The organism is Erwinia pyrifoliae DSM 12163 (assembly GCF_000026985.1).
GTDB lineage: Bacteria > Pseudomonadota > Gammaproteobacteria > Enterobacterales > Enterobacteriaceae > Erwinia > Erwinia pyrifoliae.
This window is the reverse complement of record NC_017390.1, coordinates 441,566-468,021: the sequence shown is the minus strand read 5'-3', so window position 1 is coordinate 468,021 and position 26,456 is coordinate 441,566. Positions and strand designations below refer to the sequence as shown.

19 protein-coding genes, 1 tRNA gene and 2 pseudogenes are annotated in these 26,456 nt (G+C 56.2%); 15 read left to right on the top strand and 7 right to left on the bottom strand.

The window, feature by feature from the left end; translation table 11 throughout:
* The first annotated feature begins 79 nt into the window (after positions 1-79).
* Entirely contained in the window at positions 80-520 is a 441-nt protein-coding gene (locus tag EPYR_RS02105; RefSeq protein ID WP_012666762.1) for a GNAT family N-acetyltransferase, read from the top strand.
* A 347-nt stretch (positions 521-867) separates the two neighbouring features.
* Positions 868-1,492 (top strand): annotated as a pseudogene (locus tag EPYR_RS02100) (helix-turn-helix domain-containing protein); the annotation flags it as partial.
* A 120-nt stretch (positions 1,493-1,612) separates the two neighbouring features.
* Here EPYR_RS02100 and EPYR_RS21480 read toward each other — a convergent pair.
* Together EPYR_RS21480 and EPYR_RS02095 are read right to left on the bottom strand one after the other, a co-directional pair.
* Positions 1,613-1,813, bottom strand: a pseudogene (locus EPYR_RS21480) (Arm DNA-binding domain-containing protein); the annotation flags it as partial.
* A gap of 189 nt (positions 1,814-2,002) precedes the next feature.
* Positions 2,003-2,087, bottom strand: a tRNA-Leu gene (locus EPYR_RS02095).
* Positions 2,088-2,436: 349 nt separating this feature from the next.
* On the opposite strand from EPYR_RS02095, the gene EPYR_RS02090 reads away from it, so the two are divergent.
* The 3 genes from EPYR_RS02090 to EPYR_RS02080 all read left to right on the top strand — a co-directional run bounded on the left by EPYR_RS02090 (position 2,437) and on the right by EPYR_RS02080 (position 5,897).
* Entirely contained in the window at positions 2,437-2,946 is a 510-nt protein-coding gene (locus EPYR_RS02090) for a YjjA family protein (RefSeq protein WP_012666760.1), read from the top strand.
* Between the two features lie 172 nt (positions 2,947-3,118).
* Positions 3,119-4,618, top strand: coding sequence for a helicase HerA-like C-terminal domain-containing protein (locus EPYR_RS02085; RefSeq protein WP_012666759.1), 1,500 nt, complete (start codon positions 3,119-3,121; stop codon positions 4,616-4,618).
* Between the two features lies 1 nt (position 4,619).
* Positions 4,620-5,897, top strand: a complete 1,278-nt coding sequence (locus tag EPYR_RS02080) for a DUF445 domain-containing protein (RefSeq protein WP_012666758.1) — start codon at positions 4,620-4,622, stop codon at positions 5,895-5,897.
* Positions 5,898-6,282: 385 nt separating this feature from the next.
* On the opposite strand, the gene lptG is transcribed toward EPYR_RS02080, so the two are convergent.
* Both lptG and lptF read right to left on the bottom strand, forming a co-directional pair.
* Positions 6,283-7,359 (bottom strand): LPS export ABC transporter permease LptG, encoded by a 1,077-nt coding sequence (gene lptG / locus EPYR_RS02075; RefSeq protein WP_012666757.1) that lies wholly within the window; start codon positions 7,357-7,359, stop codon positions 6,283-6,285.
* Positions 7,359-8,459 carry an LPS export ABC transporter permease LptF gene (gene lptF, locus EPYR_RS02070; protein ID WP_012666756.1) on the bottom strand — a complete coding sequence of 367 codons (1,101 nt, stop codon included), beginning with the start codon at positions 8,457-8,459 and terminating at the stop codon, positions 7,359-7,361. The genes lptG and lptF overlap by 1 nt, the downstream gene beginning before the upstream one ends.
* A 254-nt stretch (positions 8,460-8,713) precedes the next feature.
* On the opposite strand from lptF, the gene pepA reads away from it, so the two are divergent.
* From pepA to EPYR_RS02050, 4 genes are all read left to right on the top strand, one after another.
* Positions 8,714-10,225 carry a leucyl aminopeptidase gene (gene pepA / locus EPYR_RS02065; protein ID WP_012666755.1) on the top strand — a complete coding sequence of 504 codons (1,512 nt, stop codon included), beginning with the start codon at positions 8,714-8,716 and terminating at the stop codon, positions 10,223-10,225.
* Positions 10,226-10,347: 122 nt separating this feature from the next.
* Positions 10,348-10,803, top strand: a complete 456-nt coding sequence (locus EPYR_RS02060) for a DNA polymerase III subunit chi (RefSeq protein ID WP_012666754.1) — start codon at positions 10,348-10,350, stop codon at positions 10,801-10,803.
* 5 nt (positions 10,804-10,808) lie between these two features.
* The gene (locus EPYR_RS02055; RefSeq protein WP_012666753.1) at positions 10,809-13,664 is read left to right on the top strand and encodes a valine--tRNA ligase; all 2,856 of its coding nucleotides are present in this window, start codon (positions 10,809-10,811) and stop codon (positions 13,662-13,664) included.
* Between the two features lie 214 nt (positions 13,665-13,878).
* Positions 13,879-14,382 carry a GNAT family N-acetyltransferase gene (locus EPYR_RS02050; RefSeq protein ID WP_012666752.1) on the top strand — a complete coding sequence of 168 codons (504 nt, stop codon included), beginning with the start codon at positions 13,879-13,881 and terminating at the stop codon, positions 14,380-14,382.
* Positions 14,383-14,626: 244 nt separating this feature from the next.
* On the opposite strand, the gene rraB is transcribed toward EPYR_RS02050, so the two are convergent.
* Positions 14,627-15,049, bottom strand: coding sequence for a ribonuclease E inhibitor RraB (rraB, locus tag EPYR_RS02045; RefSeq protein WP_012666751.1), 423 nt, complete (start codon positions 15,047-15,049; stop codon positions 14,627-14,629).
* Positions 15,050-15,205: 156 nt separating this feature from the next.
* On the opposite strand from rraB, the gene argF reads away from it, so the two are divergent.
* The 4 genes from argF (at position 15,206) to ridA (ending at position 18,450) form a co-directional block, all read left to right on the top strand.
* Positions 15,206-16,216 carry an ornithine carbamoyltransferase gene (gene argF, locus EPYR_RS02040; protein ID WP_012666750.1) on the top strand — a complete coding sequence of 337 codons (1,011 nt, stop codon included), beginning with the start codon at positions 15,206-15,208 and terminating at the stop codon, positions 16,214-16,216.
* Between the two features lie 294 nt (positions 16,217-16,510).
* Complete coding sequence (gene pyrB / locus EPYR_RS02035) at positions 16,511-17,446, top strand: aspartate carbamoyltransferase (RefSeq protein WP_012666749.1); 936 nt, start codon at positions 16,511-16,513, stop codon at positions 17,444-17,446.
* 12 nt (positions 17,447-17,458) lie between these two features.
* On the top strand, positions 17,459-17,989 hold the full coding sequence (gene pyrI, locus EPYR_RS02030) for an aspartate carbamoyltransferase regulatory subunit (RefSeq protein ID WP_012666748.1): 531 nt from the start codon (positions 17,459-17,461) through the stop codon (positions 17,987-17,989).
* A 74-nt stretch (positions 17,990-18,063) separates the two neighbouring features.
* Positions 18,064-18,450 carry a 2-iminobutanoate/2-iminopropanoate deaminase gene (gene ridA, locus EPYR_RS02025; protein WP_014538474.1) on the top strand — a complete coding sequence of 129 codons (387 nt, stop codon included), beginning with the start codon at positions 18,064-18,066 and terminating at the stop codon, positions 18,448-18,450.
* 89 nt (positions 18,451-18,539) lie between these two features.
* On the opposite strand, the gene EPYR_RS02020 is transcribed toward ridA, so the two are convergent.
* Together EPYR_RS02020 and EPYR_RS02015 are read right to left on the bottom strand one after the other, a co-directional pair.
* Positions 18,540-20,912, bottom strand: coding sequence for a beta-N-acetylhexosaminidase (locus EPYR_RS02020; protein WP_012666746.1), 2,373 nt, complete (start codon positions 20,910-20,912; stop codon positions 18,540-18,542).
* 93 nt (positions 20,913-21,005) lie between these two features.
* Positions 21,006-23,564: a DEAD/DEAH box helicase gene (locus tag EPYR_RS02015; protein ID WP_014538473.1), complete on the bottom strand. Its 2,559-nt coding sequence runs from the start codon at positions 23,562-23,564 to the stop codon at positions 21,006-21,008.
* Between the two features lie 292 nt (positions 23,565-23,856).
* Between EPYR_RS02015 and nrdD the strand changes: the two genes are divergently transcribed.
* Positions 23,857-25,995: an anaerobic ribonucleoside-triphosphate reductase gene (nrdD, locus tag EPYR_RS02010; protein WP_012666744.1), complete on the top strand. Its 2,139-nt coding sequence runs from the start codon at positions 23,857-23,859 to the stop codon at positions 25,993-25,995.
* On the top strand, positions 25,992-26,456 hold the full coding sequence (nrdG, locus tag EPYR_RS02005) for an anaerobic ribonucleoside-triphosphate reductase-activating protein (protein ID WP_012666743.1): 465 nt from the start codon (positions 25,992-25,994) through the stop codon (positions 26,454-26,456). The genes nrdD and nrdG overlap by 4 nt, the downstream gene beginning before the upstream one ends.

Below are 26,456 nucleotides of genomic sequence, written 5' to 3'. Positions count from 1 at the left end.
AGCACGTATGGACAAGGTTAAAACGCGAAAGCTTTCCTTGTTATCATCACGATCTGCCTGAAAAATGAAGGAATATGAAATGTTAGTTAAAGTTCGAAAAGCGGAAGCTGAAGACTATGAGGCATGGTTAAAGCTCTGGAAGGGTTATCTGAATTTTTACGAAAGCGACCTGGATGAATCCGTTACTTTATCGACATGGCACAGGGCGCTGTCATCAGAATCGTGCCTTGTATGCAGGATCGCAGAAATAGATTACAAAATTGTTGGTTTCGCGTTATGCGTGCTGCATGAAGGTACGTGGGTAACACAGCCGATTTGCTATCTTGAAGATCTTTTTGTTACGGATGATATGCGCGGAATGGGTGTGGGAACAGCGCTGATAGAGGCTATCTATGATGAGTCGCGGGAAAAATCGTGGTCAAAGGTTTACTGGGTCACAAGAACAGATAACCCGGCACGGAAGTTGTATGACAAGCTGGCCGTACTGGATGATTTTGTACGGTATAGCATCAAAATTTAGGCGCGGGGGCTGAAGCAACCATGCATAATGGCAATACAATCGGCATCGAAAATGAGGTATGCCGCTCCATAACTGGCGGCTGACAATGAGTCGTTTTATTACTGAGTGCGGTGACCGCCTGAGCGAACACCTTTAATACGGTGGCTGCTCAGCAGAATGATTCACAGGGTCGTTGGTTTTTTATTGTTCGATGTGAAGGCCGGAATCGCACATATAACTCGACCTTATAATTTTATACGATTAATTGTATTAGTCGCGACTTGATCTGACACATNACCTTGAAAGGTTGAGAGTTACCGGTTTTGATATGGGTGTCGAATCCTTATACAAAACACGAGGTAACTCTCATGCTTCATACTAACAATCCTGTCATCAAACACAAAACAGGTTTGCTCAATCTGGCCGAANAACTCAGCAACGTGTCAAAAGCCTGTAAAATCATGNGCGCCTCACGCGATACGTTTTACCGTTATCGGGAGTTGGNTGATGAAGGTGGCGTGGATGCACTGATTAACCGCAGCCGACGTGCTCCCAACATCAAAAACCGTACTGATGATGCCACTGAGCAGGCCGTTGTTGATTACGCTATCGCGTTCCCGGCGCATGGCCAGCACCGGAGCAATAATGAACTGCGTAAACAGGGCGTTTTTATCTCAGGAAGCGGCGTCCGTTCTGTCTGGCTGCGTCACTCACTTGAGAACTTCAAAAAGCGGCTGAAAGCACTGCAAGAAAAAGTGGCCCATGACGGTATCGAACTGACTGAAGCACAGATAGTGGCACTGGAGCGTAAAGCCAGTGATGACCAGGCATGTGGTGAAATCGAAACCGCCCATCCCGGCTATCTGGGTTCACAGGATACGTTCTACGTCGGCAATCTGAAAGGCGTCGGGCGTATCTATCAGCAGACTTTTGTTGATACATACTCGAAGGTTGCTCACTGCAAGCTGTATGTCACCATCTCCGATTACATGCGGTATGCCAGTCTCTCGCTATAGCTTCAAAGGTAAATGCTTCACTTTGTTCAATCTTGTCGGTTTTTTTCTTTGCGGAAGGGTCGATACCAACAGATACCAACTTTTTGGCTTCATCTCTTTTTCTGCGAGCTTCGCCAAGTGTGACCGTTGGATAAACACCTAATGCCAGAATCTTTTGCTTACCATCAAAGCGATACTGTAAACGCCAGTATTTTGAGCCATTGGGGTTGATTAGCAGGTGCATACCCTGACCATCAGTCAGTTTAAAGGGTTTATCTAAGGGTTTGGTTGTTCGAACTTTGATATCAGTGAGCGCCATCAGTTGATACCTCCATTGTTGGTATCAAAATCAATCGAACCGAAGATACCACCAGTTATACCATCATTTGTTGGTATATGTGGACAGATGCGAGTGGACGTCAAGAGACAAAAACACGGGGATAAACAGCGTAACTGCTGGATTTTAGAGACAAAAAAAGACCTCAGTTGAGGTCTATTTACATACTGTTGGTGCCGAAGGCCGGAATCGAACCGGCACGCCTTGCGGCGGTTGATTTTGAATCAACTGCGTCTACCGATTTCGCCACTTCGGCACTGAAGGGTATGCGGAAAACGTTGGGGATTATACCTTTACCCCCTGTTTACGCAACCCTATTCGCTATCAGCGACGGCTGAATGATGAAAAAACACCCACGCTGCCCCAAATACCCGCCGCAACCTGCATGACCAGGATGCACCATCCACGGCACTGCCTGCCTCCCCGGCGGTACAGCACAACAATTTCACCCGCTATTTTTGCGGAATTTTCTTAAATCTTGCACCATAATTAACAACGGACTGTGGTACAGGGAACTCACCAGTCATCCGGTAGTCCGAACAGGTATTCGACGGCGCGGTGCCAGAGTGGAAGCCGCGCGTAACCACACACTCAAGGATATAACGATGAAAGCAGCAACCAAGATGATTCTGGCATTGTCCATTTCCGGTACGCTTTTTAGCGGTGTCGCGAACGCCGTCAGCTGGCAGGATCAGCTCAGCTCCGCCGCTAACGCGCTGGGTCAGAATGCGAACAGCAACGCCACCCCGGCCAGCGGCAGCCAGGGCGGTACTTCACTTGGTGCTCTGACCGGGCTGCTGAACGGCGGCAACAAATCACTTAGCGCCAACAGCATGAGCAATGCGGCGGGCGTGCTGCAATACTGCATGAAGAACAATATAGTCGACAACAATGTATCGTCGGTAAAAGAGCAGCTGCTCGGCAAGCTGGGGCTGGCGGATACGCAAAAACAGCAGCAAAGCACCGATTATAAACAGGGGCTGATGGGACTGCTGAATACCGGCAATAATCAGCAGGTGAACCTGAAGTCTCTGGGCGATACCGAAATGGGCAAGAAGGTTAAAACCAAAGCCTGTGACCTGGTACTGAAGCAGGGTAAGCAGTTTATCTCGTGATCTCTCTGCAAGGTGGTGAGGCTGTCCCCTCCCTGCAGTTCTTCCCTGGCCACCTTTGCGTGGCCTTTTTTATCGCTCAATCAGGAATGCCAGCCTGAATGATTGGCGAAAACGTTGCCTGCGATGCTTACACCAGGCTTCACCCGACCTGCAACCAAATGGATATTTGAAAATGACCGAGCCACTGCCGATCGCACAAACTCCCGAACATTCACTGCATCTGCTGCCAGCGATGGCTAACCGCCATGGGCTGATTACCGGGGCAACCGGCACCGGCAAAACCGTGACGTTACAAAAGCTGGCAGAGAGCTTTTCCAATATCGGCGTGCCGGTGTTTATGGCCGATGTGAAGGGCGACCTGACCGGCATTGCCAAAGAGGGCGTGGCCTCTGAGCAGCTGCTCGCCAGGCTGGCACAGAATGGCATTAAAGACTGGGAAGCGCAGGCTAACCCGGTGGTGCTGTGGGATATTTTCGGCGAACGCGGCCACCCGGTGCGTGCCACGGTTTCCGATCTCGGGCCGCTGTTGCTGGCGCGTTTGTTAAACCTTAACGAAGTACAGAGCGGCGTGCTGCAAATCATCTTCCGCGTGGCGGACGATCAGGGGCTACTGCTGCTCGACTTCAAGGATCTGCGCGCCACCACGCAGTACATTGGCGAAAATGGCAAATCCTTCCAGAACCAGTATGGCAATATCAGCAGCGCCTCGGTCGGCGCTATTCAGCGCGGTCTGCTGGCGCTGGAACAGCAGGGAGCCGAATACTTCTTCGGTGAGCCGATGCTGGATATCAATGACTGGATGCGTACCGACGCCAACGGCAAAGGGATAATCAATATCCTCGCCGCCGAAAAGCTCTATCAGATGCCAAAATTGTACGCCACCAGCCTACTGTGGCTGTTGTCCGAGCTATACGAACAGCTGCCGGAAGCGGGCGATCTGGATAAGCCAAAGCTGGTGTTCTTCTTTGATGAGGCGCACCTGCTGTTTGCGGATGCCCCGGCGGTGCTGCTGGACAAGACAGAACAGGTGATCCGTCTGATCCGCTCAAAAGGCGTTGGCGTCTATTTTGTGTCGCAGAATCCGGCCGATATTCCGGACGCGGTGCTCGGCCAGCTGGGTAACCGCGTGCAACACGCGCTACGCGCCTTCACGCCGAAGGATCAGAAGGCGGTAAAAGTAGCAGCACAAACCATGCGCGCCAATCCGGCGTTCGATACCGTCAGCGCCATTCAGCAGCTGGGAACTGGCGAAGCGCTGGTGTCGTTCCTTGATGAAAAAGGCAGTCCGTCGGTGGTACAGCGCGCCTCGGTTATCGCCCCCGGTTCGCGTATGGGGCCGGTGAGTGACGATGAACGCAACGGACTAATTAACCACTCGCCGCTGTCGGGCAAATATGAAGAGGCGGTTGACCGCGAGTCGGCTTACGAACGGCTGCAGCATGGCGTGCAGGCCGCCAGTGAACGAGCAGGTGCTCCGGCGACGAAGGGTGATGCAGCGCTGGATAGCGGCATCCTCGGCGGCCTGAAGGAGATCCTTTTTGGCAGCACCGGGCCGCGCGGCGGCAAGCGCGATGGCGTGGTGCAAAACGTGGCAAAAAGCGCCGCCAGACAGATTGGCCAGCAAATTGTGCGTGGCGTGCTGGGCAGTATTATGGGCGGCCGTAAAAAGTAATATGGATAAAGAAACTGAACTTCGGCAGGCTAAACGTCTGCCGCTGCTGTTGCTGGGAATGGCGGCGCTACTGTTTATTTTCACCGTTCTCTGGCCGCGCTATGCGCCGCTGAATCTCTGGATATCCGCGCTGAAAGCGGTGGCAGAGGCCTCAATGGTCGGGGCGCTGGCAGACTGGTTCGCCGTCAGCGCGCTGTTCCGCCATGTCCCGATTCCGCTGGCGGCGCGTCATACGGCAATTATCCCGCGTAATAAACATCGTATTGCCGATAATCTCGCTATTTTCGTACAGGATAAGTTCCTTAATAGCGAGGCGCTGCTGGCACTGATCCGCCGTCACGATCCGGCGCAGCTTATCGCCCGCTGGCTGAGCGCACGGGAAAATGCCACCCGCCTTAGCGGCTATCTGCTGAAAATGATGCGCGGCTTCCTCGACCTTGCCGATGACCAGCGTATCCAGGCGCTGATGCGGCGCGCCATTCACCGGGCGATCGATAAAGTCGATCTCAGTCAATCGATGGCGGTTATTCTCGAAAGCCTGACGAAAAATAACCGTCATCAGCAGCTGCTGGACGATGCGCTGGCGCAGCTGCTACAGCTGGTGAATAAACCCGCTACCCACGAGTTTATCGCGCAACAGGTGGTGCGCTGGCTGAAGCGGGAACATCCGCTGAAAGAGAAAATGCTGCCAACCGAATGGCTCGGTGAAAAAAGCGCCGCGCTGGCGGCCGATGCGGTGCAGTCAATCCTGAACGATATTGAAAATGATGACCGCCACCAGCTGCGCCAGGGATTTAACCGTGCGGTGCAGCGGCAGATCGATCGCCTGCGCAATGACCCGGAAATGCTGGCGAAAGCTGAAGAGGTCAAAACGTATCTGAAGCAGGATGAGGCGCTGAATGGCTATATCAGTCAGCTTTGGGGCGATCTGCGCGGCTGGCTGAAGGAGGATCTCAACCGCGAAGACTCGCTGCTACACGCGAAGGTGAGCGCTGCCGGGCAATGGTTCGGCGATACGCTGATGCAGGATGAGTCGCTGCGCGCTTCGCTGAATCAGCATATGGAAGAGGCCGCGAGCAGCGTGGCACCTGAATTCTCGATATTTCTTAGCGACCATATCAGCCATACGGTGAAAAGCTGGGATGCCAAAGAGATGTCACGTCAGATCGAGCTGAATATCGGCAAGGAATTGCAGTATATCCGTATCAGCGGCACGCTGGTGGGGGCAACAATCGGGTTGATTCTCTATCTGCTGTCACTGCTACCATTAGTGCTGTAAGCGGCTGGCAGCCTGTTTCTCTGCGCGCTCTATAGCGCTAAAACCGATCTCCTAACGTATGATCTTGTAAGCTAATCGACGTTTTGCTTTGGCCTTATCAGAATTTACACCTGAACTTGCCCTTGACCTGGCCTTTGACCTTCAGGCGGCGTTAAGCAGCGCCGAAGCCCGGCTGATTTCCAGCATGAGCCGACAGGACGTCGGCGAAAGGGCGTGCTGAAACAGGATGTCGATTCACGGCCGGTGCGGCCGGAAAGCAGGCGGCCTGAGGGCGCCCACGCAGTGGGCGCTGCGCCAGCCGTAAGCCCGGGGTGAAGGCGACTGCACACCCCTTCCCGCCCCCCTGCAAGGCGGCCGGAATGCCCTTGACTTGAAGCCAGAAGAGCTACCGCCGCTTAACCAGCATTGCCAGGCTAATGGCAAAAAACGCCGCGCTGGGCAGCAACGCCCCGAGGATCGGCGGGATGTTATACACCAGGCTCAGCGGGCCGAAAATCTGATCCAGCACGTAAAACAGGAAGCCAAAACTGATACCGGTAACCACACGCATCCCCATCGATACGCTGCGCAGTGGACCAAAAATAAACGACAGCGCCATCAGCATCATCACCGCCACCGACAGCGGCTGGAAGATTTTGCTCCACATATTCAGCTGATAGCGCCCTGCCATCTGACCGCTCTGCTTCAGGTATTTTGAATAGCTGTACAGGCCGCTGATCGACAGCGCCCCCGGATCCAGCGCCACCACGCCCAGTTTGTCCGGTGTCAGCGTGGTATTCCACTCGCCGCTCAACGTCTGGCTGCCTTTAATCTGCTGCGCATCGCTCAGGTCAGATTGATCGACCTGCGCCAGCTCCCACAGCTTTTTATCCGCGTTGTACTTTGCTGAAGCCGCATAGCGCACCGTTTTCAGGCGGCGCTCGTGGTCAAAGTTGTAGATGCTGATGCCGGAAAGCTGGTTACCATCGCGTATGCGTTCAATAAAGATAAAGTTATCGCCGTCTTTTGCCCACAACCCGCTTTGGGTGGAGAGCAGCGAACCGCCCATCAGCTGCTGCGCCCGGTAATTGCGCGCCATCTGCTCGCCCTGAGGAGCGACAAACTCACCGATAGCCATCGTCAACAGTACCAGCGGAATAGCGGTTTTCATCACTGATGCCGCAATCTGCATACGGGTAAAGCCGGAAGCCTGCATCACCACCAGCTCGCTGCGCTGCGCCAGCGCTCCCAGCCCCAGCAGCGCGCCCAATAGCGCCGCCATCGGGAAGAAGATCTCAATGTCTTTAGGCACGCTGAGCAGCGTATACAGTCCGGCGCCCAGTACGGTGTATTCACCCTGCCCGGTTTTGCGTAGCTGGTCGACAAACTTAATGATGCCGGAGAGCGATACCAGCATAAACAGCGTTGCCATGATGGTGTTGAAAATCGTTTTACCGATATATCTGTCAAGAACGCCAAACATCAGACCGATCCTCCGCGAATAAAGCGCGCACGCAAACGGCGCATTGGCACCGTGTCCCACGCATTCAGCAGCACGGCCAGCGCCAGATAAGCGAGGTTAACGGCCCACATCGCAATAGCCGGGTCGATACGGCCTTTGCTGCCGCTGGAGCGCATCGAGCTTTGCAGCAGGAAGAACACCAGATACAGCAGCATCGCCGGCAGCATCGACAGCACGCGCCCCTGACGAGGGTTCACCACGCTAAGCGGCACCACCATCAGCGCCATAATTAGTACCGAGAACACCAGCGTGAGACGCCAGTGCAGCTCGCTACGGAAGTCTGGCTTGTCGGAATGCCACAGGGTGTCCAGGCTCATTTGCTCGGAGTCGTTCGGGTCAAGCGTCACCGCCTGATGGCCGATAATCGCCTGATAGTTTTTGAAATCGGTAATGCGGAAGTCGCGCAGTAGCGCAGTGCCTTCAAAGCGGGTGCCGCTGTCCAACGTCACGATCTGCGAACCGTCGACGCGCTGCTCCATATGGCCCTGTTGGGCCACCACCACGGAAGGGCGGGCATTGCCTTTTGGCCGCAGCTGCGCGAGGAAAACGTTGCTGAAGGTGTTACCTTTCACGTTTTCAATAAACAGCACCGACTGCCCGTCGCCCGACTGCTGAAACTGCCCGGCCGCCAGCGCGGCCGCGCCGGGGTTCGCCTTGGCGTTTTGCATCACTTCATTCTGATAGCGGGACGACCATGGCCCCAGCCAGCCGACATTGACCGCCGCCAGCAGCGCGGTAAACAGCATCAGAATCATCGCGGCTTTCACCAGCACGCTTTTGCCCAAACCACAGGCGTGCATCACCGTGATTTCGCTCTCGGTATATAACCGGCCAAGCGTCATCAGAATGGCTAAAAACAGGCTTAATGGCAGGATCAGCTGCGCCATTTCCGGCACGCCAAGACCCAATAATGTCAGTACTAAATTTGTAGGGATCTCACCATCCACCGCTGCTCCCAGTATCCTGACTAACTTCTGACAAAAGAAGATCAGCAGCAGGATAAACAGGATAGCCAGTTGGCTTTTGAGCGTTTCCCGAACCAGATATCTAATGATAATCACACTGAGTACGCCTGTGAAAACTTGTCTTTTTGCAGGAAAATCGCTAGTTTCATCGCTTATACGCCATTTTTATCATCAATGGCTCACGTCATAGCTAAAATAGTATGACAATAATCGCGTTTTGGTGAAGCAAAAAACAAAGGTTCTCGCCAAAACTCAATCTGACAACGACGTATTGCGCCAGCCCGTAGGTTACACAAGCGAACCATTCTAGCCGCAGCAGGCGCCGTTGTCTTTAAGATTCAGGAGAGTACATGGAGTTCAGTGTAAAAAGCGGTAGCCCGGAAAAACAGCGCAGTGCCTGCATCGTTGTGGGCGTGTTTGAACCGCGCCGGCTGTCACCCATTGCTGAACAGCTGGATAAAATCAGCGATGGATATATCAGCGCCCTGCTACGTCGTGGCGAACTGGAAGGTAAAGTCGGCCAGACCCTGCTGTTACATCATGTGCCAAATATTTTTTCTGAACGCATCCTGCTGATTGGCTGCGGTAAGGAGCGCGAGCTGGACGAGCGCCAGTACAAGCAGGTTGTCCAGAAAACCATCAATACGCTGAATGATACCGGTTCAATGGAAGCGGTGTGCTTCCTGACCGAGCTGCACGTTAAAGGCCGCAACACCTACTGGAAAGTGCGCCAGGCGGTGGAAACCTCGAAAGAGGCGCTGTACAGCTTCGATCAGCTCAAAAGCAATAAGGTCGAACCCCGCCGCCCGCTGCGTAAACTGGTGTTCAACGTGCCTACGCGCCGTGAACTGCCCAGCGGCGAGCGCGCCATCCAGCACGGCCTGGCCGTGGCTGCAGGCGTTAAGGCAGCGAAAGACCTTGGCAATATGCCCCCTAATATCTGTAACGCCGCTTACCTTGCCTCACAGGCACGCCAGCTGGCAGATGCCTACAGCAAAAATATCACCACGCGCGTGATCGGCGAACAGCAGATGAAAGAGCTGGGTATGAACGCCTATCTCGCCGTGGGCCAGGGTTCGCAGAATGAATCCCTGATGTCGGTGATTGAGTACAAAGGCAACCCGGATGCGGATGCGCGACCCATCGTACTGGTCGGTAAGGGCGTCACCTTTGATACCGGCGGTATTTCGCTTAAACCGGGCGAAGCGATGGACGAAATGAAGTACGATATGTGCGGTGCAGCCTCGGTGTACGGCGTGATGCGCATGGTCGCCGAGCTGAACCTGCCGCTGAACGTGGTAGGCGTGCTGGCCGGCTGCGAAAACATGCCGGGCGGGCGCGCTTATCGTCCGGGGGATGTGCTGACTACCATGTCCGGCCAGACGGTGGAAGTGCTGAATACCGATGCGGAAGGTCGCCTGGTGCTGTGCGATGCGCTGACCTACGTTGAGCGTTTCGATCCGGAAGTGGTGATTGACGTCGCCACGCTGACCGGTGCCTGCGTGATTGCGCTCGGCCACCATATCAGCGGTCTGCTGTCGAACCACAACCCGCTGGCGCACGAACTGATCGGCGCTTCCGAGCAGGCCGGTGACCGCGCATGGCGTTTGCCGATGGCCGACGAATATCAGGAACAGCTGGACTCCAACTTTGCCGATATGGCCAACATTGGTGGCCGTCCGGGCGGTGCCATCACCGCCGCCTGCTTCCTGGCGCGTTTTACCCGTAAGTACAACTGGGCGCATCTGGACGTGGCCGGCACCGCATGGCGTTCCGGCAAGGCCAAAGGCGCGACCGGGCGCCCGGTGGCGCTGCTGTCGCAGTTCCTGCTGAACAGAGCCGGGCTGAACGGCGACGATTAACCCCTCCGGGCGCGGAGGGTGCGTGTATCAAGCCGCCAGCGATTAGCTGGCGGCTTGTTTTCCCGCATTGCCGCCCCGGTAACCTGTAATCCACCCGTTTTATTAAGTAACAGGCATCATTAATGAAAAACGCAACTTTCTATCTGCTGGAAACCGACATCCCGGTTGACGGACTGAGCGCTCACGAAGCGCTGGTCTGTTCCCTGGCCGAGGCCCGCTGGCGAGAAGGAAAGCGCGTGCTGATCGCCTGTGAAGACGAAGCCCAGGCTATCCGTCTGGATGAGGCTTTGTGGCAGCGCCCGGCCAGCGCCTTTGTACCGCATAATCTGGCGGGTGAAGGACCGAAATACGGTGCGCCGGTCGAACTGGCCTGGCCACAGCGTCGCGGCAATGCGCCGCGCGACCTGCTGATCAGCCTGCTGCCGCAGTTTGCAGATTTTGCCACCGCTTTCTATGAAGTGATAGACTTCGTACCCTATGAAGCATCTTTGAAACAGCTGGCGCGTGACCGCTACAAAGCGTATCGCAGCGTTGGCTTCCACTTGAATACGGCAACGCCCCCATTGCCTAAGACATAGCAGAAATGGAAAAGACATATAACCCGCAAGATATCGAGCAGCCGCTTTACGAGCACTGGGAACAACAGGGCTATTTTAAACCGCATGGCGATACGTCCCAGGAAAGCTTCTGCATCATGATCCCGCCGCCGAACGTGACCGGTAGCTTGCATATGGGCCACGCTTTCCAGCAGACCATCATGGACACCCTGATCCGTTACCAGCGCATGCAGGGAAAAAACACCCTGTGGCAGGCAGGGACTGATCATGCAGGCATTGCCACGCAGATGGTGGTTGAACGCAAGATCGCGGCCGAAGAAGGTAAAACCCGCCAGGATTACGGCCGTGATGCCTTTATAGAAAAAATCTGGCAGTGGAAAGCCGAATCTGGCGGCACCATTACCCGTCAGATGCGCCGCCTGGGCAACTCCGTCGACTGGGAGCGCGAGCGCTTCACCATGGACGACGGCCTGTCGAACGCGGTGAAAGAGGTGTTTGTTCGCCTGCACAAAGAAAACCTGATCTACCGTGGCAAACGCCTGGTGAACTGGGACCCGAAACTGCGCACCGCCATTTCCGATCTGGAAGTGGAGAACCGCGAATCCAAAGGTTCCATGTGGCACATCCGTTATCCGCTGGCCGACGGGGTCAAAACCGCTGACGGTAAAGATTACCTGGTGGTTGCTACCACTCGTCCGGAAACCGTACTCGGCGATACCGGCGTGGCGGTCAATCCGGAAGATCCGCGTTATAAAGACCTGATCGGCAAATTCCTCGTGCTGCCGCTGGTGAATCGTCGTATTCCCATTGTCGGCGACGAACACGCGGATATGGAAAAAGGCACCGGCTGCGTAAAAATCACCCCGGCGCACGACTTCAATGACTACGAAGTCGGCCGACGTCATCGCTTACCGATGATCAATATCCTGACCTTTGACGGTGATATTCGTGATTCCCCCCAGGTGTACGACACCAACGGCGAAGAGTCTGACGCCTGCGATCCCACCATTCCGGCAGAGTTCCGTGGGCTGGAGCGCTTTGCGGCACGTAAAGCCGTCGTCGCGGCGATTGACGCGTTCGGCCTGCTGGATGAGATCAAACCGCACGACCTGACCATTCCCTACGGCGATCGCGGCGGCGTGGTGATCGAACCAATGCTCACCGATCAGTGGTACGTGCGCACGGCTCCGCTGGCGAAAGTGGCGGTGGAAGCGGTGGAACAGGGCGATATCCAGTTCGTGCCGAAGCAGTACGAAAACATGTATTTCTCCTGGATGCGTGATATCCAGGACTGGTGTATTTCACGCCAGCTGTGGTGGGGCCACCGCATTCCAGCCTGGTACGATGCCGCAGGCAACGTTTATGTCGCCCGTAGCGAAGAAGAAGCGCGAGCCGAAAATAATCTGGGCGCGGATGTGGTGCTGACCCAGGACGAAGACGTGCTGGATACCTGGTTCTCTTCCGGCCTGTGGACTTTTTCCACCCTCGGCTGGCCGGAGAATACCGCAGCGCTGCGCACCTTCCACCCGACCAGCGTGCTGGTGAGCGGCTTCGATATTATCTTCTTCTGGATTGCGCGCATGATCATGCTGACCATGCACTTCATCAAAGATGAAGACGGCAAGCCACAGGTGCCGTTCAAAACCGTCTATATGACCGGCCTGATCCGCGACGATGAAGGACAGAAAATGTCCAAGTCGAAAGGCAACGTCATCGATCCGCTGGATATGGTTGATGGCATCTCGCTGCAAGACCTGCTGGAGAAGCGCACCGGCAATATGATGCAGCCCCAGCTGGCGGAGAAAATCCGCAAGCGTACCGAGAAGCAGTTCCCGAACGGCATCGAGCCGCACGGCACCGATGCGCTGCGCTTTACCCTGGCGGCGCTGGCATCAACCGGTCGTGATATCAACTGGGATATGAAACGCCTGGAAGGTTATCGCAACTTCTGTAACAAACTGTGGAACGCCAGCCGCTTTGTGCTGATGAATACCGAAGAGCACGACTGTGGCTTCAACGGCGGCGAACTGGCGCTGTCGCTGGCGGATCGCTGGATCCTCGCCGAGTTTAACCGCACGGTGAAAGCCTACCGCGAAGCGCTGGACTGCTACCGTTTCGATATCGCCGCCAATATCCTGTATGAGTTCACCTGGAATCAGTTCTGCGACTGGTATCTGGAGCTGGCCAAGCCGGTAATGAACGGCGGTAACGAGGCCCAGCTGCGCGGCACGCGCAATACGCTGGTGAACGTGCTGGAAGCCCTGCTGCGCCTGGCGCATCCGATTATTCCCTTTATCACCGAAACCATCTGGCAGCGGGTGAAAGTGCTGAAAAATATCAGCGACGACACCATCATGCTGCAGCCAATGCCGGAATTCTCAGCCAGCAAGGTAGACGATGTGGCGATGAGCGATACCGAGTGGCTGAAGCAGGCTATCGTGGCGGTGCGTAACATCCGTAATGAGATGAACATCTCCCCGGCTAAGCCACTGGATGTGCTGTTGCGTGGAGCCAGTGATGAAGTGATTCGTCGCGTTAATGACAACCACAACTTCCTGAAAACCCTGGCGCGCCTGACTACGCTTGAGCTGCTGCCTGCGGGTGAGAGAGGCCCGGTTGCCGTTACCAAACTGGTGGACGGTGCCGAACTGCTGATCCCGATGGCCGACCTGGTAGATAAAACCGCCGAGCTGGAGCGTCTGGCAAAAGAGGTGGTTAAGCTGGAGGTTGAGATGGAAAAAATCAACGCCAAGCTGGGTAACGAAGGGTTTGTGGCGCGCGCACCTGAAGCGGTGGTGGCAAAAGAGCGTGAACGTCTGAACGATTTTGCGCTGGCCAAAGCCAAGCTGATCGAGCAGCAGGCGGTAATCGCCGCGCTGTAAGGCTAACGGGCGGATCGGAATAAAGGATCCGCCTGCTTACGCACTAAACCTGTAGTGACAGAGTTAATTTGACCACCTCAACAGAGGTGATATCATCATCTCACCATGGCAGTGGTCAGTAAAAAAATGGCTACGCAGCGCGACCAAACGACCATTGCATCCCCGCCATGGCAGTGTTATTACACCTATTCTACAAACGCCATGAGCAAAACCTATGACATCCCCGATACAGACCACCCTGCGCGTGCGTCCCATCGCCCGCGCTGACAACCCGCATATAGCCGCCGTTATTCGCGCGGTGTCGGCAGAATTCGGCCTGACGGCGGACAAAGGTTACACGGTTTCTGACCCCAATCTTGACCACCTTTATGAACTCTACAGCGAGGACAACAGCGCCTACTGGGTGGTCGAAATGGCGGGCAAGGTGGTAGGCGGCGGTGGCGTTGCCCCGCTGACGGGCAGCGATGACGATGTTTGTGAGCTGCAAAAGATGTACTTTCTGCCCGATGTGCGCGGCCTTGGCCTGGCACATCGTCTGGCGACCCAAGCCATGAATTATGGCCGCCAGTGCGGTTTTAAGCGCTGCTATCTCGAAACCACCGCCTCACTGACGCGCGCCATTCGCCTGTATGAACAGCTTGGCTTTAGCCATATCGACGAGCCGATGGGAGCCACCGGCCACGTCGACTGCGAAGTGATCATGCTGAAAACGCTGTGATCCGCAGCATCAGTTCAAAGACGGCACGCCGCTGTGAAAATGCCATTCGCTGGCCGGTTTCGCAATCAGCTTCGGATCGCAGCAGCGACCGATAAAAGGCCGCCAGTGACGTATCCAGCCTGGGAGCAAGGCTGGCGGGGTGCGGCTTTGCAGAAAACGGTGAATGGGGCAAGAAGGGGTTCAGGATTTCATTGCTTAAAGCAGAAAAGTCGATCCTGGCCGGGCAAGCCCGGCCAGCGCGAAATCAGTGGCGTACGCCGTTATCTTCGCCGTCTGGATGCTCATCGTTTTCGTCGTCTTCGTCCTGCGCGTCCGGATCTTCGAAATAGGTGCCCCAGCCATCGTAGTCAACGTTGAATTTGCCCGCGATATCCACCAGCTGCTCAACCTGAGCATCTATCAGCTCGGCATTTAGCGCTCCTTCGCTGAGAATATCGCAGCACATCACTTTTGTGCCGTCTTCCAGATCCAGCTCTTCCGGCTCGGTCACTTCGTAGCCCAGCTTGAAGGCTTCCACCGCCGCTTTTTCCAGCGCATCAAAGCTGTCACAGGAAAAATGGTGCTCAATGGTATAGAGCGCGTCCGGGTCACTGCCATCGTCCAGCAGTTCTTCAATAATCAGACGCGTCTCTTCGCGCTGCTCTTGCAGTAATGTTTCATTGGCCATGATCCGTTCCTCGTAGTGGCGTTATTTCACGTATTTTCCCACAGTGCTGATTGCGCCACTACCTTTAAACGAAAGTTTCTGCATGCAGGGGTTGAATGTGCATATTAATCCCGTTAAATTGAATTTTAATTCACTAAAAGTTATCCGGAGTGCTTTATGAGTCAGTTATATCAACGTCATTTTCTCAGGCTGCTCGATTTCAGTCCCTCCGAAATCAACGGCTTACTGGCGCTGGCATCTCGCCTGAAGTTCGCTAAGAAAAAGGGCGAAGAGATTCAGTATCTGACAGGCAAAAACATTGCGCTCATCTTCGAAAAAGACTCGACCCGTACCCGATGCTCTTTCGAAGTTGCCGCATTCGACCAGGGTGCTAACGTCACCTGGCTTGGCCCAAGCGGCAGTCAGATCGGCCATAAAGAGTCGATAAAAGACACCGCGCGCGTGCTTGGTCGCATTTATCACGCCATTCAGTATCGCGGACATGGCCAGCAGCTGGTTGAATCGCTGGCTGAACACGCTGGCGTGCCGGTGTGGAACGGGCTGACCAATGAGTTCCACCCTACCCAGCTGCTGGCCGACCTGCTGACGATGCAGGAGCATCTGCCGGAGAAAGCCTTTAACCAGATGACGCTGACCTATGTGGGCGATACGCAAAACAATATGGGTAACACCCTGCTGGAAGCGGCGGCGCTGGTCGGTCTGGATCTGCGTCTGGTGGCACCCAAAAGCTGCTGGCCGGATGCTGCGCTGGTGGCCGAATGCCGCGACGTGGCGCAGCAGAACGGCGGGAAAATCACCCTGACGGATGACATTGCCACCGGGGTACAAGGGGCTGATTTTATTTATACCGACGTCTGGGTTTCGATGGGCGAACCGAAAGAAGTGTGGCACGAACGCATTGCCCTGCTGCGCCCGTATCAGGTGAATATGGCGCTGTTGCAAGCAACGGGAAACCCACAGGTGAAGTTCCTGCACTGCCTGCCCGCCTTCCACGACGATCAGACCCTGCTCGGCCAGCAGATGGCGCAGCAGTACGATCTGCACGGCGGCATGGAAGTAACCGATGACGTGTTTGAATCCGCGCACAGCGTGGTGTTCGATCAGGCGGAAAACCGTTTGCATACCATTAAGGCGGTGATGGTCGCCACGCTGTCGAAGCAGGGGTAATTCAGGTAAAGCAAACGATTATCTCGCTCTCTTTTTCGCTTGCCGGGGGCGAATGAATGCGTATAATGCACCCCGTTTGCCGGGAGGATGCATGAAACTGAATCGCGTAACTATCACCTCACCAACGCGCCATTTCGCCGGTGGGCTGCGCCGTTTTTCTGCATCCGGCATCACCGATCGTTAAGAAATGCCCCTCGCACAGAGGGGCTTTTTTTTGCCCATAATTCAGTGCAAAAGAGACTCGCCCCGTCGTGCTGCCAAACCCATGATGACGGGCAACAGAGGAGAGTGAAGATGGCTAATCCGCTATATCGCAAGCATATTATTTCCATTAACGATCTCAACCGTACCGAGCTGGAACGGGTGCTGCACACCGCTGCCAGCCTGAAAGCGAACCCGCAGCCGGAATTGTTGAAACATAATGTGATTGCCAGCTGCTTCTTTGAAGCCTCAACCCGGACTCGCCTGTCGTTTGAAACCGCCATGCACCGCCTTGGGGCTTCGGTGGTGGGCTTTGCCGACGGCGGCAATACCTCTCTGGGTAAGAAAGGTGAAACCCTTGCCGATACTATTTCGGTGATTAGCACCTATGTGGATGCCATCGTGATGCGCCATCCGCAAGAAGGGGCCGCCCGACTGGCGACCGAATTTTCCGGCGGCGTGCCGGTGCTGAATGCGGGAGACGGAGCCAACCAGCATCCGACCCAGACGCTGCTCGACCTGTTCACCATCCAGGAAACCCAGGGGCGTTTGAACAATTTGCAGGTAGCGATGGTTGGCGACCTGAAATATGGCCGTACCGTGCACTCGCTGGCGCAGGCGCTGGCGAAATTTGACGACAACCGCTTCTGGTTTATCGCCCCGGACGCGTTGGCAATGCCGACTTATATCACCGATATGCTGGACGAAAAAGGCATTACCTGGTCGCGCCACGACAGCATTGAGGAGGTGGTACCACAGGTGGATATTCTGTATATGACCCGCGTGCAGAAAGAGCGGCTGGACCCATCGGAATATGCCAATGTAAAAGCGCAGTTTGTGCTGCGCGCTGCCGATTTGAACGGTGCGCGTGACAATATGAAGGTACTGCATCCGCTACCGCGTGTTGATGAAATCGACAACGACGTCGACAGCACGCCGCACGCCTGGTATTTCCAGCAGGCAGGCAACGGCATTTACGCACGCCAGGCGCTGCTGGCGCTGGTACTCAACAGTGACCCGGCTCTGTAAGAGGAGATCATCATGAAACAAGACAATAAATTGCAGGTTGAGGCGATTAAACGCGGCACGGTGATTGACCATATTCCGGCGCATGTTGGCTTTAAGCTACTGGCGCTGTTCCGCCTGACGGAGACCGATCAGCGCATCACTATCGGCCTCAATCTGCCCTCCGGCGAGGGCGGACGCAAAGACCTGATTAAAATTGAGAACACCTTTCTGACTGACGATCAGGTCAATCAGCTGGCGGTGTACGCTCCGCACGCCACGGTGAACCGCATCGATGATTACAATGTGGTGGCGAAAATGTCCCCCACGCTGCCGGAGCGCATCGACCGCGTGCTGACCTGCCCGAACAGCAACTGCATCAGCCGCACCGAGCCGGTTGATTCCAGCTTCGCGGTCAAACAGCGCCAGGATGAACTGCATCTGAAGTGCAAATATTGCGAAAAAGAGTTCACGCATCAGGTGGTGATGGCAAACGACCGATCGCTGCCGTTTGCAATTCATGCCAACGGCGGGCAGGATGTGGGTGCCCCGCGCCAGCCTGCATAATGGCAGTGGACTCAATATCGCCGCGCCAGCTTCAGGCTTGCAGGGGATCATCCCAGACACATTCAGGAGAAAAAATGTCTCGCGAAATCAATACCGAAAAAGCCCCAGCCGCCATCGGCCCTTACGTTCAGGGCGTTGATCTCGGCAGCATGATTATGACCTCTGGCCAGATCCCGGTCGATGCCAGAACCGGGACGATTGCGGACGATATTGCCGCCCAGACGCGCCAGTCGCTGGAAAACGTACAGGCGATCGTTGAAGCGGCCGGTTTACGGGTTGGCGATATCGTGAAAACAACGGTATTCGTGAAAGATCTGAATGACTTTGCTACGGTTAATGCGACCTACGAAGCGTTTTTCAGCGAGCGCCAGGCCAGCTTCCCGGCGCGTTCGTGCGTTGAAGTGGCGCGTTTGCCAAAAGATGTGAAAATCGAAATCGAAGCGATCGCCGTTCGGCGTTAAGCGCGACATGGGGGCGGAGGATTAACTCGCCCCCCTGATGTCGCAACGCGCGTAGCCGTTGTGAGCTATTCCCTGTCGTTGCCCGACGATTATTTGTCCGCCCACAGCAATTTCTCAATCGGGTAAAGTAGCGCGATCACCAACTCATCCTGCCTGAGCGCCTCACTATCGAGTAACTGCTGCATCTTCGCGACTTCACGCGCGCCGAAAATGCGCTCATTTTCCATCGCATCCACCAGTGACAGCCCCACCTTGCTGATAGCCCCTACCTGTTCTGCTACCGTTAACAGCGGTCGCAGCTGCGGATTGCTCGCCAGCAAGGGTTCAACCTGTAGAATATTGAACTGCCATAGCTCCAGCTGGCGACGTATCGCCAGCGCCGCCTGGCGGTCTCCACGGTTGGCAATCAGCGCATCCACCTGACGGTCAAGTTCCCGTACCTTGCTGCTCTCGGTGGGTAAAATATCCGCCAGCTGGTTAAGAGGCTCTGCCAGCGTTGAATGCCCGGCGCGGTGCTTGAGATGCTGACGCGTGTAGTACTGCGCCGGTTCCAGCGCCTCGGCAAAAATGTGTAGCGGTGCGATATCGTTGCCGTTGGCAAGGCGCATCATTTGTAGCTGCATTTGTGTGTGCTGTTGCAGGCCCACAGATAGCGCCGACCAGTTGTCGACCGCCGCCAGCCGCTGATACATATTTTTTTCGTCAGTGACATCCGCTGCCGACCACAGTCGCTCGGCAACGGCAAACGCCCGTGGCCACAAACGGATATCAATGATGTTTTCATCAACGATTTCACTCCACAGCACCGCTTCCCCTCCCAGCAGATTCTCCCTGAGCTGCGCCTCATCGGGTAAGGCAGGTTTTATGCCTTGCGGTATCTGCGCCAGCATGCTGCCCGTGGTCGAATATCGCACGTTGCCAATACGCCAGTAGCCGTTCAGGCTGTCGCCCGCCAACGTCAGTACCGGCTGTAGATTTCCCATCCAGCTGTCAACGCTGAAGGTTAGCTGGGTCGGCGAAAGCCAGCGCATGTTTTGCACCATGCGCCGCGACCGTCCGGCAAAATCAATAAAACCTCGCCATCCGCCCGCGCTGTCAATCAGGGTAAAACTGCCGTTTAGCGGGTCGCCCTTCAGCCGGGGCAAACTAAACTGCCAGCTTTGCGCCGTTTCACCTGCTCTCACCCGGTCGGCGCCGTTCAACGCCTGCGGCCATACTTCATTGCGGTAATGAAAAGCGGCTGGCTGTGCCTGATCGAGATAGAAACCAGCAGACAGGATGCCGCGATAGTTGTTTTTCGCTATTTCTCCCAGCGCATTGGCTCCCCGCGATGACTGGATCAGAATGCTGCGCGGCAGGTCGGGATGATAAATTTCGTCCCAGCCGATGGTGCGGCGCTGGTGTTTTGCCAGGATCTTCTCCACCCGCTGATTAAAGTAAGCCTGTAGGGCGTGGCCATCCTTCAGTCCTTGCCGCTGCATAAACTGGCTGATGCGCTCGGATTTCCGCCATTGCGTATCGTCCACCTCATCGCCACCAATGTGTAAATACGGGTCGGGGAAGATCGCCGCCACCTCGCCGACCAGCAGGTCAATAAACCGATAAACCTGTTCGTTAGTCGGATCAAGTAAGGGTTTGAACACGCCCCAGCCGCGCTCCGGTTGATAGCGCCCCGGAATGGCCAGCAGCTGCGGCATGGCGACCGCCAGCGCGGGTACATGGCCGGGTAAGTCTATCTCCGGCACCACCCGCACGCCGCGATCGGTGGCATAGCTGACAATCTCGCGCATCTGCTGCTCGCTGTACCACAGGCCATCGCTGGCTTTTGCCTGCAGCTGCGGAAAGCGGCTGGAGGCAAAGCGCCAGCCCTGGTCATCGGTCAGATGCCAGTGAAACACGTTCATGCGTGCGGCGGCGATGCCATCAATCTGCCGCTTCAGGGTCTCCAGCGGCATAAAGTGCCGGACAGAATCAATCATCATGCCGCGCCACGGAAAACGTGGGCGGTCATCGATGGTCACCAGCGGCAGCGCCCCATTTTGAACCAGCTGCAACAGCGTTTCCATACCGCGCATGGCGCCAAAGCGCGTGGCACTGTCCAGATGCACGCCGTCACGGCTGACCACCAGACGATAGCTTTCATCGCTGTCAGGCTGGGGAACAGGGGCGACCCGGTTTGCGATATGGATTTGCAGCGGCGTGGCGCTGGCTGGAAGGGGGTAATACGCTTTACCCGTCTGACGCGCCAGACGCCGCTGCCAGCGCGGCACGGCTTCCTGCAGATCGTCGCCTTTTACCTGAATATCCAGCGGGATGATCAGCGTCAGGCTGGCTGCATCGGCGGCCAGTTCCACCTTCTGTGGCCACGGCATCAGCGGCAGATCCCCGGCCGGCACGGCAGCCGCGCAGAGCGGCAAGATAACACTAAAAGCAAGCAGTATGCGGCACGGTGACCATAGCATAGTAAAAATCCTTTTTGATGGTACTTCCTTAGAACACAGTTAGCATGACGCATTACGTCAGGCATGGTGCAGCCAGAGGCCGGATCTGGCTGGCTACGGGGCGAACAGATCGCTGAGATCTTGCTGGCTGAAGCTGGCAGGCTCGCTTAGCTCATCATCAAGGATTTCTCCGGCAAGTTCAGCTTTTTGCTGCTGTAAAGCGACGATCTTCTCCTCGATAGTACCCGCAGCGATCAGCTTGTAAACAAATACCGGCTTATCCTGGCCAAGACGCCAGGCGCGATCGGTCGCCTGATTTTCCGCCGCCGGATTCCACCAGGGATCGTAATGGATAACCGTGTCTGCCGCCGTCAGGTTCAGCCCCACGCCACCTGCTTTCAGGCTAATCAGGAAAACCGGAACTTCGCCCTGCTGGAAACTTCGGACCGGCTCGTTGCGGTCTCGGGTCGCGCCGGTCAGCGTCACAAACGGAATACGCGCCTTTTGCAATTCCCCGGCGATGATCGTCAGCATGGTGGTGAACTGCGAGAAAATCAGGATACGACGATCTTCCGCCAGCAGGTCGTGCAACATTTCGCGCAGCAGCGCCAGCTTGGCGGAATGACGCACTTTCTCCGCGCGCGCATCGGCCAGCAAACGCGGATCGCAACAGATCTGGCGCAGCTTTAGCAGGGCGTCCAGTACCAGCAGGTGACTGCGCCCCGCTCCCTGCTGCTGTACCGCCAGCTGCACGCGATCCTGCATGGCTTTACGAACCTGGTCATACAGTTCACGCTGTGCGCCGTCCAGCGCCACGCTGCGCACGATGGTATTTTTAGGCGGCAGTTCTTTAGCCACTTCCTGCTTACGCCGACGCAGCATAAACGGCCGCACGCGTTTCGCCAGCAGATCGCGCCGCACTTTATCCCCCTGCCGCTCCACCGGAATGCGCCAGCGCTGGGTAAAATCGCGTTCGCTGCCGAGGAAACCCGGCAACAGAAAATCAAACTGCGACCACAGCTCGCCAAGGTGATTTTCCAGCGGGGTGCCGGTCAGGCACAGGCGATGGCGCGTTTTCAGGGTACGGATAACCAACGCCGCGCGCGAGGAGCTGTTCTTCACATATTGCGCTTCATCGAGGATCAGCAGATGGTAGTGGTGTGCCACCAGCTGCGGCTGGTCGCGCCATAGCAGCGAGTAGGTGGTGATCACCACGTCATACTGCTCAAGTCGCTGGTAGAAGTCCTTGCGCTGCGGGCCTGTCAGCGCCAGCACCCTCAATCCGGGTGCAAAGCGTGCGGCTTCGCAGCACCAGTTATGAACCAGCGTAGTCGGCACCACGATCAGCGCCGGGCGATCCAGCCGTCCCGCCTCTTTTTCCAGCAGCAGATGCGCCAGCGTTTGAATCGTTTTGCCCAGGCCCATATCGTCAGCCAGCACGCCAGCCAGCTGGTGCTGACGCAGAAACTGCATCCAGTTTACGCCCTGTTGCTGATAGTCGCGCAGCGTCGCCTGCAGGCCGACCGGTGGCGCGACCGCCTGTACGCCAGCCTGGCCGCTTAGCCGTTGCGCCAGTTGATAAACCGCATCTTCACCGTCAAATACCCAGCGGCGGTCGTCTGCCTGACTGAGACGGCCAATATCCCAGGCGGCGAGGCGCAGCGGCTGTGCTTCGTCGCGGTCAAACAGGTCAGCGAGGTCGCCTACCAGCGGCTTGAGCTGTGAGGCGCGAAACACCAGGCGTTGCTGACGTTCATCACGCAGTTCAATCTGCTCGTCGTCATCGATCTGCAGCAGGTTTCCGGACATCCAGCGGCGATCGCGTGCAAATAAACGCGCCAGCAGCGGTTCCAGCCGCACGCGGCGGCGGCCAATTTTCATCGCCAGTTCAAGGTCGAACCAGCCCTCTTCCCCCTTTACGACACGCCCTTCGATCTTTTCTACTTCGGTGATATTCCATGTGAAGTCATCGTCCATGTTGATATACCAGCCGCGTTTACGCAGAGCCGGCAACCCTGTTTTGATAAATTCACGCCATTGGGAGGGCGATGACGGCGCAAATATCGCAGCAGGAAGCGGGGCTGGCGTGTAAATATGCCCGGAGGGGATGGTGTGCAGTCCGGCGCCGCCTATCTGTGCCAGCCAGGAGTGCTCATCGTCCATGTGACGCTGAACGTGATAACGCTGCCCGCTGCGGTCGGCAAAGCTCTCGGCCTGACTACCGGCATCCACCTTTACCCCGGCATAGTCAAAACTGACCGTGGCAAAATCCAGGCGTTTCTGACGATGGCCATAATGACCGTAGCCGCTGATAAATTTCGCCCATGACTGTAATTGCAGTACCGGCACCGGCACCGCACGAATCGTGTCAATGGCGACGGCCGACTGCGGCTGACGCGGTTGCAGATTCGCTAACATCAGCGCAGCCACATGTTTGCAGTTGTTTTTTACCGCACAGCTGCACTCGCCGCTGGCGTGCAGCTTGCCCTGCGGACGGCTGAAATGAACCATCACGCTGTAAGGCTCTGCTTTTCGTCCCGGCACTTCCCCGGTTAGCAGGGTATTCTGCCACTGGATATGCTGTACGCTGGCAATCAGATCCCGCGCCCGGGCCACGGCGCGCGCACCGAGCCAGCGAATGACCTGTTTTTCGTTATAAGCAACGGACGACATCGGGCAGTATCCCTGAGTAACAAGAACAAAATGGTTTAGCGACACGGCAACCGGCAATAGTAGTGACTCCCTATGGTCGAATGCAACCGCCACCGCACGCCAGGGGGCAAAAAATATCGCACGGCAGCTGTATGCCGGTGGCTGATTCACCCTCGCTGATTTTTCCCACCCCACTGCCCTGGCTTTGCTTCAGGTCAATAAAACCTCCGCTGAAGTGCCGCAAAATACCCTATATAGATATTAATTCGGCCGCAAGGCGCTATATATAGTATCACCAGCGGGAGAGTCGCAAATGGCTAATCAGGTAATTAAGCGCGATGGCTGTCAAGTAGCGTTCGATCAAGCACGTATCGAGGCCGCCATTCGCGCTGCGGCAAAAGCCGCAAAAATTGATGATGATGATTACTGCGCCCGCACCGCCAGCCGGGTAAGTGCCTTGCTGGGCGGCCGTCAGCAGGTCGAGGTTGCCGAAGTACAGCAGGTGGTAGAGAACCTGCTGATGTCCGGGCGTTATCCACCACTGGCGCACCGTTATATCGAATATCGCCACGACCGCGATGTGGCACGAGAGCGCCAGAGACGGTTAAACCGTGAGATCCGTGGTCTGATTGAACAGAGTCAGCCCGCGCTGCTTAATGAAAATGCAAACAAAGACAGCAAGGTCATTCCCACCCAGCGCGATCTGTTAGCCGGCATTGTCGCCAGACACTATGCATGTCAGCATTTGCTGCCGCGCGATGTGGTTGAGGCCCATGAGCGCGGCGAGATCCACTATCACGATCTTGACTACGCGCCGTTCTTCCCGATGTTCAACTGCATGTTGATCGACCTGCACGGCATGCTGACACGGGGTTTTAATATGGGCAATGCCGGGATCGAAACGCCGAAATCGATCGCCACCGCCACCGCCGTTACCGCACAGATTATTGCCCAGGTCGCCAGCCATATTTACGGCGGCACCACCATTAATCGCATTGATGAAGTGCTGGCACCGTTCGTTGACGCCAGCCTGGCGAGGCATCGCGCCATCGCCCATCAATGGCAGATTGCCGAAAGCGAAGCCTACGCCCGCTCACGCACCGAGAAAGAGTGCTTTGATGCCTTTCAATCGCTGGAGTATGAGGTTAATACGCTGCATACCGCCAACGGTCAGACACCGTTTGTCACCTTCGGTTTCGGCCTCGGCACCAGCTGGGCGGCACGACTTATTCAGCAGTCGATTCTGCGTAACCGCCTTGCCGGGCTGGGCAAGAATCATAAAACGGCGGTTTTCCCCAAGCTGGTATTTGCCATTAAAACCGGGCTTAACCGCCATACTGGCGAGCCAAACTACGATATCAAGCAGCTGGCGCTGGAATGCGCCAGCAAACGGATGTATCCCGACATCCTTAACTATGAACAGGTCGTCGCCGTGACCGGGTCGTTTAAAACGCCGATGGGTTGCCGCAGTTTCCTCGGCGTTTATGAACAGGACGGCAAGCCCATTCACGACGGCCGCTGTAATATCGGCGTTATCACCCTCAACCTGCCGCGTATCGCGCTGGAAGCGCACGGGGATGAAGGCCGTTTCTGGGCGCTGCTCGACCAGCGCCTGCTGCTGGCCAAAACGGCGCTGATGACGCGTATCACCCGGTTGGAAAAGGTCAAGGCCCGCGTCGCGCCGATTTTGTATATGGAGGGTGCCTGTGGCGTGCGCCTGCAGGCCGATGAGCCTGTCGCCGCTATCTTTAAATACGGGCGCGCGTCAATCTCGCTGGGCTATATTGGCATTCACGAAACGCTGAATGCCCTGAGCGGCGGCCGCGTGCATCCTTACGATGATGCGCAGCTGCGCGCCAAAGGTCTGGAGATCGTTGCCCGCCTGCGCGCCGCCGTCGACCAGTGGAAACGGGAAACCGGTTACGGCTTCAGCCTGTACAGCACGCCAAGTGAAAACCTGTGCGATCGCTTTTGCCGCCTTGATGCCGCCGGGTTCGGCGTGGTGCCGGGGGTGACCGATAAAGGTTACTACACCAACAGCTTCCATCTCGACGTAGAGAAAAAGGTTAATCCCTACGACAAAATCGATTTTGAGGCCGCCTATCCCCCACTGGCTAACGGCGGCTTTATTTGCTACGGCGAATATCCCAACATGCAGCATAACCTGAAAGCGCTGGAGGACGTGTGGGATTACAGCTACAGCCGGGTGCCTTATTACGGCACCAATACTCCGATAGACCAATGCTACCAGTGCGGTTTCCACGGTGAGTTCACCTGCACCAGTAAAGGCTTCACCTGCCCGACCTGCGCTAACCATGACAGTAGCCGCCTTTCGGTTACCCGTCGGGTATGTGGTTATCTCGGCAGCCCCGACGCACGGCCGTTTAATGCCGGCAAACAGGAAGAGGTTAAACGCCGGGTGAAACATCTGCGCGGAGGCCAGGCTGGATGAATATTCATCAGTACTATGCGGTGGATGTGATGAACGGCCCCGGCACACGCTGTACGCTGTTTGTTGCGGGCTGCGCCCATCACTGCCGTGGCTGCTACAACCAAAGTACCTGGCGAGTGGACTCCGGAACTCCATTCACCCCGCAGATGGAGGAGCAGCTGATTGCAGACCTCAACGAGACGCGCATTATCCGCCAGGGACTGTCGTTATCGGGCGGCGACCCACTGCATCCGGCCAATCTGGCCGATGTTCAACGCCTGCTGCACCGGGTAAGGCGCGAATGCCAGGATAAGGATATCTGGATGTGGACCGGCTACCGTCTGCAGGAACTGAGCATCAGCCAGCTGCGCGTTATCGACCTGGTCAACGTGCTGATAGACGGAAAATTTATTCAGGCGCTTAAAGACCCGGCGCTGCCGTGGCGCGGCAGCAGCAACCAGGTTATCCACCAGCTGCGCTAA

Coding starts and splice junctions, on each gene's coding strand:
- EPYR_RS02060 (WP_012666754.1), top strand. CDS start 10,348: ATGAAAAACGCAACTTTCTATCTGCTGGAAACCGACATCCCGGTTGAC.
- pepA (WP_012666755.1), top strand. CDS start 8,714: ATGGAGTTCAGTGTAAAAAGCGGTAGCCCGGAAAAACAGCGCAGTGCC.
- rraB (WP_012666751.1), bottom strand. CDS start 15,049: ATGGCCAATGAAACATTACTGCAAGAGCAGCGCGAAGAGACGCGTCTG.
- nrdD (WP_012666744.1), top strand. CDS start 23,857: ATGGCTAATCAGGTAATTAAGCGCGATGGCTGTCAAGTAGCGTTCGAT.
- EPYR_RS02020 (WP_012666746.1), bottom strand. CDS start 20,912: ATGCTATGGTCACCGTGCCGCATACTGCTTGCTTTTAGTGTTATCTTG.
- lptG (WP_012666757.1), bottom strand. CDS start 7,359: ATGTTTGGCGTTCTTGACAGATATATCGGTAAAACGATTTTCAACACC.
- pyrI (WP_012666748.1), top strand. CDS start 17,459: ATGAAACAAGACAATAAATTGCAGGTTGAGGCGATTAAACGCGGCACG.
- EPYR_RS02085 (WP_012666759.1), top strand. CDS start 3,119: ATGACCGAGCCACTGCCGATCGCACAAACTCCCGAACATTCACTGCAT.
- EPYR_RS02050 (WP_012666752.1), top strand. CDS start 13,879: ATGACATCCCCGATACAGACCACCCTGCGCGTGCGTCCCATCGCCCGC.
- EPYR_RS02055 (WP_012666753.1), top strand. CDS start 10,809: ATGGAAAAGACATATAACCCGCAAGATATCGAGCAGCCGCTTTACGAG.
- pyrB (WP_012666749.1), top strand. CDS start 16,511: ATGGCTAATCCGCTATATCGCAAGCATATTATTTCCATTAACGATCTC.
- EPYR_RS02105 (WP_012666762.1), top strand. CDS start 80: ATGTTAGTTAAAGTTCGAAAAGCGGAAGCTGAAGACTATGAGGCATGG.
- argF (WP_012666750.1), top strand. CDS start 15,206: ATGAGTCAGTTATATCAACGTCATTTTCTCAGGCTGCTCGATTTCAGT.
- ridA (WP_014538474.1), top strand. CDS start 18,064: ATGTCTCGCGAAATCAATACCGAAAAAGCCCCAGCCGCCATCGGCCCT.
- EPYR_RS02090 (WP_012666760.1), top strand. CDS start 2,437: ATGAAAGCAGCAACCAAGATGATTCTGGCATTGTCCATTTCCGGTACG.
- nrdG (WP_012666743.1), top strand. CDS start 25,992: ATGAATATTCATCAGTACTATGCGGTGGATGTGATGAACGGCCCCGGC.
- EPYR_RS02015 (WP_014538473.1), bottom strand. CDS start 23,564: ATGTCGTCCGTTGCTTATAACGAAAAACAGGTCATTCGCTGGCTCGGT.
- EPYR_RS02080 (WP_012666758.1), top strand. CDS start 4,620: ATGGATAAAGAAACTGAACTTCGGCAGGCTAAACGTCTGCCGCTGCTG.